The following is an 18,148-nucleotide window of genomic DNA, read 5'->3' as shown; positions in this document are numbered from 1 at the left end:
AAGTCGCGGCGTCTTTCCCTGCGGCTCAGAAGAAAACAGGATTCAGATCATGACAATGATCCAATGCATTTCGCCGGTTGACGGCTCTGTTTATGCGGAGCGTCCGGCGCTTTCGCTCGAAGCGGCAAAGGAAGCCGTGGCGCGTGCGCGCAAGGCGCAGAAGGCATGGGCCAGGCGCCCGCTCGAAGATCGCGTGCAGCTGGTGCTGAAGGGTGTCGCCCGTCTTAACGAGATGTCCGATGTCGTCGTGCCCGAGCTTGCCTGGCAAATGGGCCGGCCGATCAAGTATGGCGGCGAATATCGCGGCTTCAACGAGCGTTCCAACTATGTCGCCTCGATCGCAGCTGACGCGCTGGCGCCGCTCGTTGTCGAGGAGAGCGACAAGTTCGAACGCCGCATCGAGCGCGAAGCGCATGGCGTCGTCTTCGTCGTCGCACCTTGGAACTACCCCTACATGACGGCGATCAACACGATCGCGCCGGCGCTGATGGCCGGCAATACCGTCGTGCTCAAGCATGCTTCGCAGACGCTGCTCGTCGGCGAGCGCTTGGTGCAAGCCTTTGTCGAGGCCGGTGTTCCCGAGGATGTGTTCCAGAACGTCTTCCTCGATCACGAGACGACCTCGGCGCTGATTGCGGCCGGCAGCTTCAACTTCGTCAATTTCACCGGCTCCGTCGAAGGCGGCCGCTCGATGGAGCGTGCCGCTGCCGGCACGTTTACCGGTCTCGGCCTCGAGCTCGGCGGCAAGGATCCGGGCTATGTGATGGAGGATGCCGATCTCGACGCCGCCGTCGATACGCTGATGGACGGCGCGACCTATAATTCCGGCCAGTGCTGCTGTGGCATCGAGCGGATCTATGTGCATGAATCGCTCTACGACGCCTTCGTCGAGAAGTCGGTCGCCTGGGTTTCGAACTACAAGCTCGGCAATCCGCTCGATCCGGAAACGACGCTCGGTCCGATGGCGCACAAGCGCTTCGCCAAGGTGGTGCGCGAGCAGATCGCCGACGCGATTGCCAAGGGCGCCAAGGCACTCGTCGATCCCAAGCTCTTCCCGGCCGATGATGGCGGCGCCTATCTCGCCCCGCAGATCCTCGTCAATGTCGATCATTCCATGGCCTTCATGCGCGAAGAGACCTTCGGCCCGGCCGTCGGCATCATGAAGGTCAAGAATGACGATGAAGCGCTGGCGCTGATGAATGACAGCCAGTACGGCCTGACGGCTTCGCTCTGGACCAAGGATGCGGAGCGGGCAGGGCGGCTCGGCCGCGAAATCGAAACCGGCACCGTCTTCATGAACCGCGCCGATTATCTCGATCCGGCTCTGTGCTGGACCGGCGTCAAGGAAACCGGCCGCGGCGGCTCGCTGTCGATCATCGGCTTCCACAATCTGACGCGCCCGAAATCCTACCATCTCAAGAAGGTCACAGCATGAGCAGCGCCAACATCACCGCAAACTGGAGCTACCCGACAGCCGTCAAGCTCGGCCGCGGCCGCATCAAGGAACTGGCCGACGCCTGCAAGAGCCTCGGCATGAAGAAGCCGTTGCTCGTCACCGACCGTGGCCTCGCCGCGATGGCGATCACCAAGAATGCGCTCGACATTCTCGAAGATGCCGGCCTCGGCCGGGCGATCTTCGCCGATGTCGATCCGAACCCGAACGAGAAGAACCTCGAAGCCGGCATCAAGGCTTTCCGCGACGGCGGCCATGACGGCGTTGTCGCCTTCGGCGGCGGTTCGGGCCTCGATCTCGGCAAGTGCGTCGCCTTCATGGTCGGCCAGACGCGCCCGGTCTGGGATTTCGAGGATATCGGCGACTGGTGGACACGGGCTGATGTTAAAGGCATCGCACCGATCGTTGCCGTGCCGACGACGGCCGGCACCGGTTCGGAAGTCGGCCGCGCCAGCGTCATCACCAATTCGGCGACGCATGTGAAGAAGATCATCTTCCATCCGAAATTCCTGCCGGGTGTCGTCATCGCCGATCCGGAACTGACAGTCGGCATGCCGAAGATCATCACGGCAGGCACCGGCATGGATGCCTTCGCCCATTGCCTGGAAGCCTATTCCTCGCCCTTCTACCATCCGATGTCGGCCGGCATTGCGCTGGAGGGCATGCGCCTCGTCAAGGAATTCCTGCCGCGCGCCTATAAGGAAGGCACGGATCTGGAAGCCCGCGCTAACATGATGTCGGCAGCCGCCATGGGCGCTGTCGCCTTCCAGAAGGGTCTCGGTGCCATCCACGCGCTCTCGCATCCGATCGGTGCCGTCTACAACACGCATCATGGCATGACCAATGCCGTCGTCATGCCGGCGGTATTACGCTTCAACCGCTCGGCCATCGACGAGAAGATTGCCCGTGCCGCTGCCTATCTGGGGATTTCGGGCGGTTTCGACGGTTTCTATGATTATGTCCTGAAGCTGCGCTCCGAACTCAACGTCCCCGACAATCTGACGGCGATGGGAATCACCCCAGAGCGGATCGACGAACTGGCGGCGATGGCGATCGAAGACCCGAGCGCTGGTGGCAATCCGGTAGCAATGACGCTCGAAAATACCAAAACCCTTTTTGCGGATTGCTTCTGATCAGATAAAGGCGGACCGATAAACTTGCCCGGAAAACCCTGGTTTTCCGGGCTTTTTTGCTTTCAGCGCATGCTTGTTTCTGATGATGCGAAAAATGCAGGCCGCAATTTCAGCGGGTCCGTTTAACAGTTTGTTAACCACGATTGGAAAGGATGGATTAACCGCACGATGCTCCGACAGTGCGACTAACAACGAGCGATGCCGGCTCGCGCCATTTCCCTTCGAGGACTAAGAATATGCCAGTCATCACATTCGCAAATACCAAGGGCGGCGCCGGCAAGACCACAGCCGTATTGCTGCTTGCTACCGAGCTTGCCCGTCAGGGCTACCGCGTCACCATCCTCGACGCCGACCCGCAGCACTGGATTTCGCGCTGGCACGAAATCTCCGGCCATGTGGCAAATATCAGCGTCATCGATTTCGTAACGACTGCCTCGCTGCCGCAGCACATCAGTGAAAACAAGCAGAATACCGATTACTTCATCATCGACCTGCCGGGCGCGCGCAATCCGCTGCTGGCAACGGCCGTCGGCCTCTCTGACCATGTGCTGATCCCGATCCAGGGCTGCGCCATGGATGCCCGCGGCGGCGCTCAGGTTCTCGAGCTCCTGCAGTATCTGGAGGAGAAGGCAGGCATCAAGATCGGCCATTCGGTCGTGCTGACCCGCGTCAACTCCATGGTCACTACCCGCGCGCTGCAGCTCGTCAAGGCGCTGCTGAACGAGCGCCACGTGCCGGTTCTCGATACGGCGATCATCGAACGCTCGGCCTTCCGCGACATCTTCGATTGCGGCGGCACGCTGCATACGATGGATCCGATGCGCGTCAGCAACCTCGATAAAGCCCGTGAAAACGCCCTCTGTTTCGCAGAAGAGATCATTCGCAAGGTGCCGGGCCGCCTGCCGGTTGCCATTCGCCTGGCAAACGCCATGGGCCGTGCTGCCTGATCAGACTACCGGGGGTAGGGAAATTGATGCCTCGGCTTCGGCCGGGGCATTTTCCATTTGAAATTACATTTGCTCACTGGTGTAATGGTTATCAGGTTGTAAAAATCCCTTCACGCGCGAAGCAACGCATGAGCATCACCCGGCAAGTCGACGACAAGCTCATCGATTCCATCTACGGAATCGTTTTTGGCGAAGCGCGATGGGATACGTTCCTGACGGAGTTGAACGGGCTGTTGCCGGGGGCGGGAACCAGCCTTTTCTATCATGACGCTGCGCGGGCGGAAGGTTCGTCGCAATTCCACATCAACATGGATCAGTCGTGGATCGACACCTATACGCGCTATTACTGCCGGCTGAACCCGTGGATATCCGGTCTGGACAGGACACCCACGGGGTTGGGGGCAATCGGCGAGGATTTCATATCCTATGCGGAGCTTTCCAAGACTGAGTTCTTCAATGACTTCTGGCATCGGCATGAAGGTCACGGTGCCGTCGGCATGGCGATCCTGCGGGAGGGCAGCCGGTCGTTCAATCTTTCGATCACCACGACCCGCTGGACCGATCCGAATGAGAGCCGAGCCTGTGCTGCGCTTTTGACACGGATCGGGCCGCATCTGAGACGGGCCTTCATCGCGGTCGAATCCGGTGGCCGGCAAAAGAGCCATTCAGAGATCAACGGGCGGCTGTTCGATGCCATTGGCGTCGGTGTGCTCCTCCTGAATTCAGAGCGGCGACTGGTGTCCACTTCTGGCTTCGGAGAGGCGGTGCTCGAACAGGGAACAGGTGTCTGGCTTTCACCGCTCGGAACGCTGCATCTCGCCGACAAGGAAGCCGATGACTGCCTCACATTGATGCTGCGGCATGGAGAGGAGGCGGAGCGTCAGCAGACGGTTCTGACCGAAGGCCGGAAGATCACCTTGCTCAAACTTGAAAAGAGCCACCAGCCACGCTTCTTCGAAAGGCCTGTTGTCGCCATCCTGATCGAGCCGAAACAAAGGCCCGCGGAGCTGAGTGATGAGAAACTGCGCAACGATTTCGGTCTCACGCAGGCTGAAATCAGGGTCGTCAGGGCGCTGGTTTCGGGAGGCTCGGTTGCGGGCCTGGCTGCTGAAACCAGCCGTTCACGAGAGACGATCCGTTCGCAGGTACGGTCCGTCTACATGAAGACGGGTGCCAGGAAGCAGGTGGAGCTCTTGCGTCTCATCCAGTTCGGCGAGCGCCCGGCGGAGACACCGGGCGAATAGACTTCCTCAATCGACGAATTCGACTGTCACGCCCGGCTTGACCATCTTGGCAAGCTCCGTTGCGTCCCAGTTCGTCAGACGGATGCAGCCGTGGCTCTGAGTACGGCCGATCTTTGACGGGTCGGGGGTGCCGTGAATGCCATAGGTGGGCTTGGATAGCGCCATCCATACGGTGCCAACGGGGCCGTTTGGACCGGGCGGGATATCGAGGATCTTGTCGTTGGCGCCCTGCTGGAAATTGATCTTTGGATTATAGGTGTAGCCCGGATTAAGGGCTACGCGCTCAACGGTGACGATGCCCGACGGCGAGGGCGTATCGGTCGAGCCGATCGAAGCGGGGTAGGCAGCAACGAGATTGCCGGCGTCGTCATAGGCAAAGACCTGCTTGCGGCCCTTGTCGGCGAGGATCTTCGCGACTGCGCCGGTCTTGTTCTCGCCGGGATTGACGACCTTGATGACGGTGCCTGGAATCGTGAAATCCGCGCCGGGGTTCATTTCCTTCAGGAAGTTCTCGTCCATGTGGAAGCGTTCGGCGAGCGCTTCGGTGACCGAGGTGTAAGCGAGGGACGGCAGGAGCGCCTTCTGCGAATAATCTTCCGGGATTTGCGCGACATAGGGACCGGCCGCATCCGCATCCGTGATCGTGTAGTTGACGACCGGCAGGCCGCCATTCATGCGCAGTTCTTCGAGGATCGCATCCGTATTATTTGGATCGAGCTTGGTGCCGGTCATCTGTTCATAGGCGTAGATCGCCTTGGTGACATTGGAGCCCATGTGGCCGTCGATGACACCAGGCGAAACGCCGGAGCGATCCAGAAACACCTGAAGGGCCACGATTTCGGGCTTCGACTTGTCCTTGAGAGTGATCACAGGTTCCTGCGGCGCCGGGCGCGGCTCGTCTGCGGGTGGAATCTGCTGATCGGGCTCGACTGCTGCATAGTCGTCCTGACCCTGCTGATCGCCGGGATAGGGCTGATCCTCGAGTGGCCGGCGCTCTATGGCAGCATCCTGCGGAATGGAACCGGTTACCGGGCCGCGCTCGGAATAGCGCGTGTCGCCACGGCGGTTATCGTCAGGATAATAGGGATCGTTATTGTAGGCGTCGTTATAGACTTCGCGATTTGTGCGCGGCGAATAATAGCCGCGGGCGCGCATCTCAGTGGCGATGATGTTGCCGTAGCGGTCGACCAACACGCGATTGCCGCTGTAGTCGCGGGCATAGACGAAGCCGCGGCCGGGCGGGACGTAGTCGAGAATTTCGCCGCCTGGCGTCACCAGCACGATATCGCTCCGGTTGCGGCCATATTGCTGCGCATCGGCCTGCGGCGCGACGGCAGCGAGCGCCAACAGCATGGCCGAAAAAGAAAGGGCCGATTTCATAAAGCGATTCACGTCTCACACCTCGATCAGTGGCTCGGCAGACACACACCTGCGAATTTTGACGCTAGTGTGGAATTTCTTAAGCCGTGCTGAACAAAACATAAAAACAACGGTGTTTTACGTTTACTCATAAACGCTTGCGCGAAGATGACGTTCCTGTGAGGTCGCTGGTTGCGGTGCTCCCTGGCCATTTCATCGGTGCCGATTGACGAGGGTGATCGCACGACCTAACCCTACCGCAACCAAGATTCCCCGGGAGGACAGCCGATGATCGAATTTGCCGCCGCAAGCGGCCCGCGCCTGATGCTGGACGAAACATCGGTGCTGGATATCGCCGGCTGCATTATCGAGGGTGTGGACATCGCGCCCAAGCGGGCCATTCCTGACGATGGCGACCCACGAATCGATCACTCGCTGGAAGGTTTCCTCTTCACCTGCGGTCCTGATCATATCCGCCACCGCCAGCCAATGCCCGGCACTGATGGCAAGATCTATCCGCTGCACGGCTCTGCCTCAGGCCATCCGGCCAAGGTGCTGTGGACGAAGTTCGAAAACGGCGATGCCGAATGCCGCGCCGATATCGACATCACCACGGTCGAGGGCTTGCCGCAGCGCATCGAGCGGCTGTGGCGGATCGACGGGACGACCGGCGAAGTCTCGCTCGAAGATCGCGTCGTCAACACGAGCCGCGAGACGGTGCCGACCTTCCTGATGTACCATATGAACACCGGCGGCAAATGGCTCGACGCGGCGACACGGCTCGAAGGCCGGATGCTTGATGGCGGTGGCTTTCCCTGGACCTTCGGCGAGGAGCCGGGCGGCATCTTCTGCGTCGAGTCTCCTGCTACTGAAGACGGTTTCGCCGAAGTCCGGCTTGGGCCGATTGCTGCGATCGGCGGCAAGACGCTGAGGGTGCGTTTCCGCGCCGATACGCTGCCGCATCTGCAGATCTGGCGGAACCAGAAGGCGCCGGCGCATATTATCGGTATAGAACCGGTGTCGCACCGCTGGGTGCTGCGCCATGAGCTGGAGACGGCCGGTGAGTTCAACTGGCTGAAGCCAGGTGAAAGCCGCAGCTACGGCCTGCGTTTCGCTTTCGTCTAATGAAGGGGCGTTCGGCGAAGACGTGTTGACGCTTGACAGGACGCGTCGTAGACCTTCACCCCACCATTTTCGAGGAGATTGAGACGATGGATATCCGCCAGATCGACGATGAATACTCCGTTTCCGGCCAGATCACGGTTGACGAACTCGACCAGATCAAGGCGCTCGGCTTCAAATCCATCGTCTGCCATCGTCCGGATGGCGAAAGCCCGGACCAGACGCCTTTTGCCGTCATCGAAGCCCGTGCTAGGGAAATCGGCCTTGCGATCACCCACGTGCCCGTCGGCCCGATGGGCGTGACCGAGGAAGCTGTGCAGGGCATGGTCGACGCACTCGACGAATTCGAGCGTCCGATGCTCGGTTACTGCCGCTCCGGCGCGCGCTCGACGGCGATCTACCAGAAGACGCACCACATCCGCGCTTAGTCTTCAGTTTGGAAGGCTGAATATTCCGATGCCGCCAGAAGGCGGCGTCTTTCATTTGATGAACAGGAGAACACGATGAGCATCAAGCGTATCGACATCGGCGCCCGCATGAGCGGCGCCGTCATCCACGGCAACACCGTCTATCTCGCAGGCCAGGTCGGCGAAGGCGAAAGCGTTACGGATCAGTGCAAGTCTGCACTCGGCGAAGTCGATCGTCTGCTCGCCGCTGCCGGCAGCAACAAGTCGAAGATCCTGCAGACGATCATCTATCTCTCCGACATCGCCTATTTCGCAGAGATGAACGCCGTCTGGGAAGGCTGGATCGACCCGGCAAATCCGCCGGCCCGCGCCACCAGTGAAGCCAAGCTTGCTGCGCCGAAGTACAAGGTCGAGTTCATCGTCACGGCTGCTCTCGACTAAGAGCGCCAAAGAGCGACCAATCAAAGCCGGTGAAGTGTGAACCAGATTGGTTCACGTATTCACCGGCTTTTTGTTTGCGCGATTTCCGAAAGCGTGCGCGTCGGCGTGATTGCCTCGGGATCGAGCTTGATTTCGATGATCGCCGGCTTGCCGCTGTCGCGCGCCCGCTCGAAGGCCGGCGCAAAATCCTCGGTCTTTTCCACCGTCTCGCCATGGCCGCCATAGGCGTGGGCAAGGGCTGCAAAATCCGGATTGGTGAGGTCGGTGGCGCTGACCCGGCCCGGATAGTCGCGCTCCTGATGCATCCGGATCGTGCCATAGATGCCGTTGTTGACGACGACTGCGATGATCGGCAGCCCGTAGCGTACAGCGGTCGCAAATTCCTGTCCGTGCATCAGGAAACAGCCGTCGCCGGCAAAGCAGATGACTTGCCTGTCGGGAAAGAGCCGCTTGGCCGCAACGGCGGCCGGCAGGCCGTAGCCCATTGAGCCAGAGGTTGGTGCTGCCTGCGTGTTGAAACGACGAAAGCGGTGGAAGCGATGCACCCAGGTGGCGTAGTTTCCGGCGCCATTGGTGAAGATCGTGTCCGGCTTCGTATTGGCCTCCAGCCATTCCATGATCGGTCCCATGTGGACGGCACCCGGGCCCGTTGCCGGCGGCTTCGACCAGGCGAGATAGGCCTGATGCATGCGCTCGGTTCGTTCGGCCCAGCGCGGTTCGGCCGGCGCTTCGAGATCGGCGAGCGCTTCGATGAAATCGGCGGGGCTGGCACAGATGGCGAGATCAGGGCGATAGACGCGGCCGAGCTCGGACGGGTCCGGATGGATATGGACGAGTGACTGGGCCGGGTAGGGGATATCGAGCAGCGTGTAGCCTGAGGAGGGCATTTCCGACATGCGGCTGCCGAGCAGTATCAGCAGATCGCTTTCCTTGATCTCTTTCGCCAGCGCCGGATTGATGCCTATGCCGACATCGCCGGCATAGGAGGGATGGAGGTGATCGAACAGCATCTGGCGGCGGAAGGAACAGCCGACCGGCAGGCTGAAGCGCTCGGCAAAACTCTGGAAATCGGCGACGGCATCGGCATCCCAGCGGGTGCCGCCGAGGATGGCCATCGGCCGCTCGGCCTTCAAGAGGCGCAAGTAGAGATCATCGATCTGGCTGCGGCCCGGATGGGCTTCGACGCGCGTATGGCGCTTGGCGCGGGGCGCTTCGACCTCGTCGCGCAGCATATCCTCCGGCAGCGTCAGCACGACCGGACCCGGACGGCCCGATGTGGCGATCGCAAAGGCGCGGGTGACGAATTCCGGGATGCGGGCGGCATCGTCGATCTCACCGACCCATTTGGCAAATTCGGTGAAAGCGCGGCGGAACTCGACTTCCTGGAAGGCTTCGCGCTCGCGCGCCTCCCGCTGCACCTGGCCGATGAAGAGGATCATGGGGATTGAATCCTGCCGGGCAATGTGCAGGCCCGCAGAAGCATTGGTGGCGCCTGGGCCGCGGGTGACCATGCAGATGCCGGGTTCACCGGTCAGCCGACCCCAGCAATCTGCCATCATCGCAGCACCACCCTCCTGGCGGCAGACGATGACGTCGATATCGCTGTCGTGCAGGGCGTCGAGCACGGCGAGGAAGCTCTCTCCCGGCACGCAGGAAAGGCGCTTTACCCCGTTCGCCTTCAGCGCTTCGACGATCAGTTGTCCGCCTGTCTTTCTCATGGCCCCTTCCTTCTCATGGCGACGTCTTCCTCTCCCATTCTACAAGTTCGGTCAGAACCTCTTTATTATGCTCGCCAAGGCGCGGGCTCGGCCGTTCGTAACGCAGCGGCGTTTCCGACAGCACGACCGGCGTGCGCACACCCGGGATCATCGTGCCTGCGGCATCCGGCAGGTCAATGCGCAGGCCGCGCGCGACAATCTGCGGATCGGCAAACATTTCCTCGATCGTGTTGATGGCGCCGGCCGGGACTGCGTTGTCCTCGCAAGCCTTCAGGAGGTCGGCCTTCTGCCATTTCAGCGTTTCGGTGGAGACCATCCGGCGCACTGCGTCTCTGTTGGCGACGCGGGCCTTGTTGGTCGCGAAATTCTCGTCATCGGCGACGACGAGGCCGAGGATCGTGCAGAGCCGGCGGAACTGGCCGTCATTGCCGACGGCGAGAATGAGATAGCCGTCAGCCGTCGGCACGACCTCATAGGGCGAGATATTCGGATGCGCATTGCCGAGGCGCACGGGCGCGCGGCCGGAGACCAGATAATTCATGTTCTGATTGGCAAGGATTGCCGATTGCACATCGAGCAGCGCCATGTCGATCAGCTGGCCTTCGCCCGTCTTCAGGGCATGGATGAGGGCGGCTTCGATCGCCGAGACCGCATAGATGCCGGTGAAGATATCGGCAATCGCGACACCCGCCTTCATCGGCTGCCCCTCGGGTTCACCCGTGATCGACATGAAACCCGACATGCCCTGGACGATATAGTCGTAACCGGCGAGACTGGCGTAGGGGCCGGTCTGGCCGAAGCCGGTGATGGAGCAATAGACGAGCCGCGGATTGATCGCTTTCAGGCTCTCGTAGTCGAGCCCGTATTTGACGAGGCCGCCAAGCTTGAAGTTTTCGATCAGCACGTCTGCTGTGGCGACGAGGCGGCGCACCAGCGACTGGCCTTCTTCGCTTTTCAGGTCTGCGGTAACGGAGCGCTTGCCGCGATTGGCGGAATGATAATAGGCGGCCGAGAGATTTTCGCCATCCGCGCCTTCGACGAAGGGCGGCCCCCAATGCCTTGTGTCGTCGCCACCATCAGGGTTTTCCACCTTGATCACATCGGCGCCGAGATCGGCCAGCATCTGCCCCGCCCAGGGGCCGGCCAACACGCGCGCAAGCTCGATCACCCTGATGCCCGCAAGCGGCGGCTTCTTCTTCAGGTCTTCCGTCATGTTCCTCCCAAATTCCTCCCAATTCCTCCTATGGGCGGCGGATTTCAGGGCGCCCGCGTTGCCTCAGATGTATCGGATACGGGTTTGGAAGCAAAGCGCCGCTCGCGCCAGATGATGTAGAGGCCGGACGCGATGACGATGAGGATGCCGAGCCATTTCAGCGCGTCCGGGAAATCGGCGAAGACCAACCAGGCAAAGACCGTGGCCGAGACGATTTCCAGATATTGCAGCGGCGCAAGCGTGGAGGCCGGGGCGGCGCGATAGGCGTAGGCCGCGAGAATGCCCGTTATCGCTGCGGCAATGCCCGTACCCAGCAGGTAGCCGAAGGCGGGAAGATCGGGCATGGTCGTGTCGATGATGTCGGAGCCGCTGCCATAACCGAAGAACAGGATGACGGCGCAGAAGAAGATGCCCCAGAGGCCGGTTTGGAACTGCATGGCCCAGGGATCTTCCCGGTGTGACAGCACCCGCGTCATCAGCGCGAAGACGGCGATGCAGAAGGCGCTGACAACGGGCAGCAGGGCGATATAGCCCACTTGCTCGAAGCTCGGCTGGATGATCAGCATGGCGCCCAGGAAACCGACGGCGCAGGCGCTGTAGCGGCGCCAGCCGATGGTTTCCTTCAGGAAGATGCTGCCGAGGATCGTCAGGATGATCGGCTCGACGAAGAAGATGGCGATGGCATCGGCAACCGCCATGACCTTCAGCGTGGTGACGAAGCAGATCATCGAGATGGTGACCATCGCGCCGCGGATGGCATGATACCAGCTCTGCTTCAGCGAAAACTGGATCTTTGCACCGCGCAGGAAGATGAAAGGCAGCATGGTGAGAGCCTGGATGACGAAGCGGAAGCCGGCCACTTCGGTGGAGGAGATGGTTGCCGTCGCGAGCTTCGAGAAGATGTCGATCAGCGGCGAGATCAGCACCGAGAGCAGCATGAAAAGCAAGCCGAACGTCACCTCGGATGAGGCGGGATGGCGGGTGGAACTCAGGGTCGTCATCTCAGGTCCTTTCGCTCGGGACCGTGCGGATTGCCTCGTCGCACCAAGCGGTGAAATCCGCAATTGCCGTTTCTGCGCCGATCTCGTTCAGCGTTTCATGCCGCATGTCCTGATATATCTCAGTGCTGATACGGGAGAAGCCTTGGCTTTTCAAACGCTTTGACAGCCAGAGCGCGGCTTTTCCATTGTTGGTTGCCGGGTCCTTGCCGCCGCCGACCAGATGGATCGGCATGTTCCTCGGCAGGGTCTCGAGCCGCTCCTTCTCGGTGCCGCGGAAGGTGAGGGCGAAGACATCGAGCCAGAGCGATACCGAAGCATCGAAGCCGCAAAGCGGATCGGCAATATAGGCGTCGACCTCGGCCGGATCGCGCGACAGCCAGTCGAATTCCGTGCGGTAATCGGGGATGGATTTGCCCCAGGCGGAAAATGTCAGCCTCGGCAGCATGTCGCTCGGCACGTCCGAGCCTTTCAGCATGCGCTCAGCAAGCAGGATCGCCTGTGCAGCGCGGCCGGAAAGACCGACGGCGAAATTCGAATTCCAGACGGCAAGGGCTGCGAAACGGCCGGGGAGATCGGCTGCGGCATTGAGTGCGATCAGGCCGCCCATGGAGTGACCGAGCAGAATGACGGGCAGGCCGGGGTGACGGCCCGTGGCAAAAGTGTGCATGGCGGCGATATCGCTGATGACACTCTCAACACCGTTGCGTCTGGCAAAGCGACCGAGCGGTGCATCATCGGCCGTTGTCTCGCCGTGGCCGCGATGGTCATGCGCATAGACATGGTGGTCGCTTGCCGCCATGGCCTCGGCAAAACGCTGGTAACGGCGGGAATGTTCGGCAAGCCCATGCGAAATCATCAGGATAGCCCGTGCTTGCCCCTCTGCAGGTTGGTGATGATAGGCAAGCGAAGCCGCGGCGTTTTGAAGCCGCAATGTCTCGGAAAACATGCATTCCTCCCACGCCCAAAAGACCAGATATCAAGGCAAATGCAATATTGCGGTTTCGCTCATACATAAGAAAAGCATGCTTGCCCCTGCGATTCAGGGTTGCGCAAGCTTCGGCTTCATGCTTGTTTGTTCCTGTATTGTTCTTTGTCGGAGCTATTTCGGGGCTAATAATGGTCAAGTTTCTACTCTCGGTTTCCATCCTGTTCCTTTCGCTGTCGTCAGCCGGTTCCGTATCCGCACAGGAAAGCGGGCGCACACGGTTCATCCTTGCTGCAAGCTGGCAGCCGGCATTCTGCCAGACCAACCAGAAGAAGGCCGAATGCGCCACTCAGAGCGGTGATCGCTACGACGCCACCAACTTTTCTCTCCACGGTCTGTGGCCGATGCGTCAGGACTATTGCGGCGTACCTGATGACCAGAAAGCCGCCGACAAGGACGGCCAGTGGACGAGCCTGCCGGCGGTGAACCTCTCAGCCGAGACGAAGAGCGCGCTAGACAAGTCGATGCCCGGCACGCAATCGGCGCTTGAGCGGCATGAATGGATCAAGCACGGCACCTGCACGAAAATGAGTGCCGACGATTATTTCGCTACCGCCATTGATCTGATGGGCGATCTCAATGCTTCGGCCGTGCGTGATCTCTTTGCTGCCAATGTCGGCAAGGTGCTGAAGGCTGATGCGATCAAGGCGGCCTTCGACAAGAGTTTCGGCGCAGGCGCCAGCGACCGGGTGAAGATGAGCTGCCGGCGCGTCGGCAACAAGCGCGTGATAAGCGAACTGACGATCGGACTTTCGCAGGATGCCGTTTCGGCTCAAGCGAAGGAGAAGGGCCTTGGCGGTCTCATCCAGGGGGCAGGGCAGACTTCCTTCGGCTGTGACGAAGGCATTGTAGATGCTGCGGGCTTCTGACGGAAACATGCCGAAATCCTGACGAAACAGGGTTTCGGCGTTGCCCGCGGGCGTGGTTTCGCCTACATAGCGGCCACGATTTCAAGTTTCCGCCCGGAGCATCCCAGCATGGCACGCCAGTTCATCTATCACATGTCCGGCCTCAACAAGGCCTATGGCAATAAGAAGATCCTCGAGAATATCCATCTTTCCTTCTATCCCGATGCCAAGATCGGTATCCTCGGTCCGAACGGCGCCGGTAAGTCCACCGTGCTGCGCATCATCGCCGGCCAGGACAAGGAATATACCGGCGAAGCCTGGCTCGCCGAAGGTGCGACGGTCGGCTACCTGGAGCAGGAGCCGAAACTCGATCCCAACAAGACTGTGTTCGAAAACGTCATGGAAGGCGTTGCCGCCAAGACGGCTGTGCTCGAGCGTTACAACGAATTGATGATGAACTATTCCGACGAGACGGCGGACGAGGGTGCAAAGCTCCAGGACATTATCGACAGCCAGAACCTCTGGGATCTGGAAAGCCAGGTCGAGATGGCAATGGAAGCCCTGTGCTGCCCGCCGCGCGATGCCGAAGTCACCAGCCTTTCGGGTGGTGAGCGTCGCCGTATCGCGCTTTGCCGCCTGCTCCTGTCGCAGCCGGATCTGCTGCTGCTCGACGAACCGACCAACCATCTGGATGCCGAAACCATCGCTTGGCTCGAAAAGCACCTGCGCGACTATCCGGGCGCCGTGATGATGATCACCCACGATCGCTACTTCCTGGACAACGTCACCGGCTGGATCCTCGAACTCGACCGCGGCCGCGGCATCCCTTACGAAGGCAACTACTCGGCTTACCTGCAGGCGAAGGCCAAGCGCATGCTGCAGGAAAACCGCGAAGAGGCGGGCCGCCAGAAGGCGATCAGCCGCGAACAGGAATGGATCGCTTCCAGCCCGAAGGCCCGCCAGGCCAAATCCAAGGCGCGTATCAAGTCTTACGAACAGCTGGTGGAAGCCGCCGAGAAGCAGCGTCCCGGTGACGCGCAGATCATCATCCCGGTCAGCGAGCGTCTCGGCCAAGTGGTCATCGAGATGGAAGGCATCACCAAGGGCTTCGAGGGCCGCACGCTGATCAACGACCTGTCGATCAAGCTGCCGCCGGGCGGCATCGTCGGCATTATCGGCCCGAACGGCGCCGGCAAGACGACCCTGTTCAAGATGATCACCGGCCAGGAAAAGCCGGATGCTGGATCGGTACGCATCGGCGAAACCGTGCATCTCGGTTATGTCGACCAGAGCCGCGATGCTCTCGACGGCAACAAGACTGTCTGGGAGGAAATCTCCGGCGGCGCGGAAATCATCAAGCTCGGCAAGTTCGACATGAACTCGCGCGCCTATTGCGGCGCCTTCAACTTCAAGGGCGGCGACCAGCAGCAGAAGGTCGGCAATCTCTCAGGTGGTCAGCGCAACCGCGTTCACCTTGCTAAGATGCTGAAGGCCGGCGGCAATGTTCTGCTGCTCGACGAACCGACCAACGACCTCGATACGGAAACGCTGGGTGCTCTGGAAAGCGCGCTGGAAGCATTTGCCGGCTGCGCCATCATCATCAGCCACGATCGCATGTTCCTCGACCGTCTGGCCACGCACATCCTCGCTTTCGAAGGCGAGGGCCATGTCGAATGGTTCGAAGGCAACTTCGAGGACTATGAGCAGGACAAGGTTCGCCGTCTCGGCCCTGACGCCCTGAACCCGGGCAGCCAGGCCCACAAGCGCCTGACTCGCTGATCGGCTCTTTGCGCTTTTCGAAAGCCCCGGCTGGTCCGGGGCTTTTTTGATGTCTGCTGTCGTTATCACCACAGGCAAGTTCGCAAATCGGTAAAATGCCGCTTGCCTCAGCTATCCAAATCACATAAAGATATCTTTATATCTTGATTGGGTAGAATATGAGCGAACCCCTAAGGCTTGGACTGGATGCGCTGGTGGACGTCTTGAAGGCGGCCGGCGAACCGACGCGCCTGCGGCTGCTGGCGCTGCTGGCGGCGGGCGATCTCACCGTGACAGATCTTACGGAAATTCTCGGCCAATCCCAGCCCCGTATCTCCCGGCACCTGAAGCTGCTTGGCGAGGCGGAGTTGATAGACCGCTATCAGGAAGGCGCCTGGGCCTATTTCCGGTTGGCGCAGGAGGGCAAGGCTGCTGCCCTGGTGAGGGCCCTGCTCAAGCATGTCTCCGAAAACGATCCTGTCGTCCAGCGTGACGGCGAGCGTCTGGCGTCCGTCAAGCGCCAGCGCGCTGAGCGGGCGCAGGCCTATTTCAGCCGCAACGCCGCCGAATGGGACGAGCTTCGCCGCCTGCACGCCGCTGACGAAGAGGTGGATGCGGCCGTCATCAAGCTGCTCGGGTCCAACCCGATCGATTCCCTGCTCGATCTCGGCACCGGCACCGGCCGCATGCTGGAGCTTCTCGCCGGCCGTTATCGCCGGGCGATCGGCGTCGATGCCAGTCGCGACATGCTGAGTGTGGCGCGCGCCAATCTCGACAAGTCCCGCATCACCACGGCTTCGGTGCGCCACGCCGATATCCTGAACCTGCCTTTCGAGGGGCAGGATTTCGATCTGGTGACGATCCATCAGGTGCTGCATTTCTTCGATCAGCCTGAGATCGCGATCACGGAAGCCGCGCGCATGCTGCGGCCGGGCGGACGTCTGGTCATTATCGATCTGGCGCCGCATAACCTCGAATATCTTCGCGACGAACATGCCCATGTGCGTCTCGGCTTTTCGCATCAGGCCATGTCGGATTGGGTGCGCAAGGCTGGGCTCGATATAGAGCAGGTCGTCGACCTTCATCCGGGTCAGCAGGGCGAGCAGGGCCTCACGGTCACGGTCTGGCTAGCACGTGACCCGAGGCGCCTGATGGCTTCGCTGGAGACCGAAGGCGCCGTACCTACATTTGCCGGGAGAGAATAAATGACCCAGAAAAACGACGCCCGCCGCCGCGATATCGCGATCTCCTTCGAGTTCTTCCCGCCGAAGTCCGAGGAGATGGAGGGCCAGCTCTGGAACACCGTCCGCGACCTGCAGGACTGGAACCCGGAATTCGTCTCGGTGACCTATGGCGCCGGCGGCACGACCAAGGCGCCGACGCTTTCCACGGTCACGCGCTTCCTCACCGACACGCCGCTTGCGACTGCGTCACACCTGACCTGCGTCAGCGCCACGAAGGAAGAGACGCATCAGGTGGTCGACAGCTTCCGCAAGGCCGGCGTCACGCATTTCGTGGCGCTGCGCGGTGACGCGCCTGGTGGTGTCGGCGCGCCCTACCAGCCGCATCCGGGCGGCTATGCCAATGCAGCCGAACTGGTGGCCGGCCTCAAGCAGATCGGCAATTTCGAAATCTCCGTCTCGGCCTATCCGGAAAAGCATCCGGAAAGCCGCGACCAGGCGGCCGATATCGAAATGCTGAAGCGCAAGGCCGACAATGGCGCCGACCGCGCCCTGACGCAGTTCTTCTTCGACAATGACAATTTCGAGCGTTACCTCGAAAAGGTACGCGCGGCCGGCGTCAAGATCCCTGTCGTGCCGGGCATCATGCCAATCCAGAACCTGACGCAGCTGAAGCGCTTTGCCGGCGCCTGCGGCACGGTCATACCTGATTTCCTCGATGAACGTTTTGCCGGATATGACGACAAGCCGGAGGAGCGCGCCAAGGTTGCCGCCGATGTCGCAGCCGAGCAGATCGAGGATCTCGTCCGTCGCGGCCTCAACGAGTTCCACCTCTATACGATGAACCGTGCGCCGCTAGTTTCTGCCGTTCTCGCCAACCTCGGCCTTTCGCGACAGACGGCGAGAAGCGCCGGCGCTGCCGCCTGATCAGACGGATACCGTTATCAGCATATAGGAAAAGCGCATGCCGGGCGGGGCATGCGCTTTTCAATATCTGGGGCTGATTGTTTCAGGAGTTCGGTATTCAGTCTTTACGCTTCGTATCGGCTCAAATGAAGAGCATGGATACGACGAATGCGAACGCTGCACTGACCAACAGGACATTCAAGGATTGCGTAAGTCCCATGTCTGCCTCCTCGCGTTAACCGGCTAATAATATGTCGGAAATGTGTTAGTTGGGAAGCGCTTCTTGTGCTGCACTGCCGAAGAGGGCAGTGGATAAGTCTAGCAACTATCCTGCAAGCTACTGAAATATAACTAGAAAATTCCGCTCTCAAAATTTAACGCTTCGTTACAAACCGATAGCGCCGATTCACGCTTTTGGCGAAAGAATGGCGC

The 18,148-nt window shown here is 60.6% G+C and carries 16 protein-coding genes; 11 read left to right on the top strand and 5 right to left on the bottom strand.

The genetic code is table 11. The features are described from left to right. Positions 1-49 precede the first annotated feature (49 nt). From PMI11_RS28100 to PMI11_RS28085, 4 genes are all read left to right on the top strand, one after another. A complete protein-coding gene (locus PMI11_RS28100) occupies positions 50-1,435 on the top strand; it encodes an aldehyde dehydrogenase family protein (RefSeq protein ID WP_007824088.1) in 1,386 nt (461 codons plus the stop codon). Next, complete coding sequence (locus tag PMI11_RS28095; RefSeq protein WP_007824087.1) at positions 1,432-2,586, top strand: iron-containing alcohol dehydrogenase; 1,155 nt, start codon at positions 1,432-1,434, stop codon at positions 2,584-2,586. Before PMI11_RS28100 ends, PMI11_RS28095 begins: the two co-directional genes overlap by 4 nt. Before the next feature lie 236 nt (positions 2,587-2,822). Further along, complete coding sequence (locus PMI11_RS28090; protein ID WP_007824085.1) at positions 2,823-3,533, top strand: ParA family protein; 711 nt, start codon at positions 2,823-2,825, stop codon at positions 3,531-3,533. Positions 3,534-3,661: 128 nt separating this feature from the next. Further along, the gene (locus tag PMI11_RS28085; RefSeq protein ID WP_007824083.1) at positions 3,662-4,777 is read left to right on the top strand and encodes a helix-turn-helix transcriptional regulator; all 1,116 of its coding nucleotides are present in this window, start codon (positions 3,662-3,664) and stop codon (positions 4,775-4,777) included. Between the two features lie 6 nt (positions 4,778-4,783). On the opposite strand, the gene PMI11_RS28080 is transcribed toward PMI11_RS28085, so the two are convergent. After that, positions 4,784-6,169, bottom strand: coding sequence for a L,D-transpeptidase (locus PMI11_RS28080; RefSeq protein WP_007824081.1), 1,386 nt, complete (start codon positions 6,167-6,169; stop codon positions 4,784-4,786). Positions 6,170-6,424: 255 nt separating this feature from the next. On the opposite strand from PMI11_RS28080, the gene PMI11_RS28075 reads away from it, so the two are divergent. The 3 genes from PMI11_RS28075 to PMI11_RS28065 all read left to right on the top strand — a co-directional run bounded on the left by PMI11_RS28075 (position 6,425) and on the right by PMI11_RS28065 (position 8,106). Then, a complete protein-coding gene (locus tag PMI11_RS28075; RefSeq protein WP_007824079.1) occupies positions 6,425-7,261 on the top strand; it encodes a DUF4432 family protein in 837 nt (278 codons plus the stop codon). A gap of 86 nt (positions 7,262-7,347) precedes the next feature. After that, entirely contained in the window at positions 7,348-7,686 is a 339-nt protein-coding gene (locus PMI11_RS28070) for a TIGR01244 family sulfur transferase (RefSeq protein ID WP_007824078.1), read from the top strand. Positions 7,687-7,761: 75 nt separating this feature from the next. Next, the gene (locus tag PMI11_RS28065) at positions 7,762-8,106 is read left to right on the top strand and encodes a RidA family protein (RefSeq protein ID WP_007824077.1); all 345 of its coding nucleotides are present in this window, start codon (positions 7,762-7,764) and stop codon (positions 8,104-8,106) included. Positions 8,107-8,165: 59 nt separating this feature from the next. On the opposite strand, the gene PMI11_RS28060 is transcribed toward PMI11_RS28065, so the two are convergent. The 4 genes from PMI11_RS28060 to PMI11_RS28045 are packed head-to-tail and all read right to left on the bottom strand — an operon-like array spanning position 8,166 to position 12,984. Continuing rightward, positions 8,166-9,824, bottom strand: a complete 1,659-nt coding sequence (locus PMI11_RS28060; protein ID WP_007824076.1) for a thiamine pyrophosphate-binding protein — start codon at positions 9,822-9,824, stop codon at positions 8,166-8,168. A 13-nt stretch (positions 9,825-9,837) separates the two neighbouring features. Beyond that, positions 9,838-11,037, bottom strand: a complete 1,200-nt coding sequence (locus PMI11_RS28055) for a CaiB/BaiF CoA transferase family protein (protein WP_007824075.1) — start codon at positions 11,035-11,037, stop codon at positions 9,838-9,840. A gap of 44 nt (positions 11,038-11,081) precedes the next feature. After that, positions 11,082-12,038, bottom strand: coding sequence for a DMT family transporter (locus PMI11_RS28050; protein WP_007824074.1), 957 nt, complete (start codon positions 12,036-12,038; stop codon positions 11,082-11,084). Position 12,039: 1 nt separating this feature from the next. Beyond that, on the bottom strand, positions 12,040-12,984 hold the full coding sequence (locus PMI11_RS28045) for an alpha/beta fold hydrolase (protein ID WP_007824073.1): 945 nt from the start codon (positions 12,982-12,984) through the stop codon (positions 12,040-12,042). A 170-nt stretch (positions 12,985-13,154) separates the two neighbouring features. Here PMI11_RS28045 and PMI11_RS28040 point away from each other — a divergent pair, with 170 nt between their 5' ends. From PMI11_RS28040 to metF, 4 genes are all read left to right on the top strand, one after another. Next, positions 13,155-13,892, top strand: a complete 738-nt coding sequence (locus PMI11_RS28040) for a ribonuclease T2 family protein (RefSeq protein ID WP_007824072.1) — start codon at positions 13,155-13,157, stop codon at positions 13,890-13,892. Positions 13,893-14,000: 108 nt separating this feature from the next. Beyond that, positions 14,001-15,650 carry an energy-dependent translational throttle protein EttA gene (gene ettA / locus PMI11_RS28035; protein WP_007824071.1) on the top strand — a complete coding sequence of 550 codons (1,650 nt, stop codon included), beginning with the start codon at positions 14,001-14,003 and terminating at the stop codon, positions 15,648-15,650. Between the two features lie 158 nt (positions 15,651-15,808). After that, positions 15,809-16,834 (top strand): ArsR/SmtB family transcription factor, encoded by a 1,026-nt coding sequence (locus PMI11_RS28030; protein WP_007824070.1) that lies wholly within the window; start codon positions 15,809-15,811, stop codon positions 16,832-16,834. Further along, complete coding sequence (metF, locus tag PMI11_RS28025; RefSeq protein ID WP_007824069.1) at positions 16,835-17,737, top strand: methylenetetrahydrofolate reductase [NAD(P)H]; 903 nt, start codon at positions 16,835-16,837, stop codon at positions 17,735-17,737. It begins immediately after the preceding gene. Positions 17,738-18,148 lie beyond the last annotated feature (411 nt).

Source organism: Rhizobium sp. CF142, assembly GCF_000281145.1.
Classification (GTDB): domain Bacteria; phylum Pseudomonadota; class Alphaproteobacteria; order Rhizobiales; family Rhizobiaceae; genus Rhizobium.
This window is presented reverse-complemented; position numbering and strand designations above follow the sequence as displayed.

Bases quoted from the DNA above. Each gene is read 5' to 3' on its own strand.
- PMI11_RS28100 (WP_007824088.1), top strand. From the start codon at position 50: ATGACAATGATCCAATGCATTTCGCCGGTTGACGGCTCTGTTTATGCG.
- PMI11_RS28095 (WP_007824087.1), top strand. From the start codon at position 1,432: ATGAGCAGCGCCAACATCACCGCAAACTGGAGCTACCCGACAGCCGTC.
- PMI11_RS28090 (WP_007824085.1), top strand. From the start codon at position 2,823: ATGCCAGTCATCACATTCGCAAATACCAAGGGCGGCGCCGGCAAGACC.
- PMI11_RS28085 (WP_007824083.1), top strand. From the start codon at position 3,662: ATGAGCATCACCCGGCAAGTCGACGACAAGCTCATCGATTCCATCTAC.
- PMI11_RS28075 (WP_007824079.1), top strand. From the start codon at position 6,425: ATGATCGAATTTGCCGCCGCAAGCGGCCCGCGCCTGATGCTGGACGAA.
- PMI11_RS28070 (WP_007824078.1), top strand. From the start codon at position 7,348: ATGGATATCCGCCAGATCGACGATGAATACTCCGTTTCCGGCCAGATC.
- PMI11_RS28065 (WP_007824077.1), top strand. From the start codon at position 7,762: ATGAGCATCAAGCGTATCGACATCGGCGCCCGCATGAGCGGCGCCGTC.
- PMI11_RS28060 (WP_007824076.1), bottom strand. From the start codon at position 9,824: ATGAGAAAGACAGGCGGACAACTGATCGTCGAAGCGCTGAAGGCGAAC.
- PMI11_RS28055 (WP_007824075.1), bottom strand. From the start codon at position 11,037: ATGACGGAAGACCTGAAGAAGAAGCCGCCGCTTGCGGGCATCAGGGTG.
- PMI11_RS28050 (WP_007824074.1), bottom strand. From the start codon at position 12,038: ATGACGACCCTGAGTTCCACCCGCCATCCCGCCTCATCCGAGGTGACG.
- PMI11_RS28045 (WP_007824073.1), bottom strand. From the start codon at position 12,984: ATGTTTTCCGAGACATTGCGGCTTCAAAACGCCGCGGCTTCGCTTGCC.
- PMI11_RS28040 (WP_007824072.1), top strand. From the start codon at position 13,155: ATGGTCAAGTTTCTACTCTCGGTTTCCATCCTGTTCCTTTCGCTGTCG.
- ettA (WP_007824071.1), top strand. From the start codon at position 14,001: ATGGCACGCCAGTTCATCTATCACATGTCCGGCCTCAACAAGGCCTAT.
- PMI11_RS28030 (WP_007824070.1), top strand. From the start codon at position 15,809: ATGAGCGAACCCCTAAGGCTTGGACTGGATGCGCTGGTGGACGTCTTG.
- metF (WP_007824069.1), top strand. From the start codon at position 16,835: ATGACCCAGAAAAACGACGCCCGCCGCCGCGATATCGCGATCTCCTTC.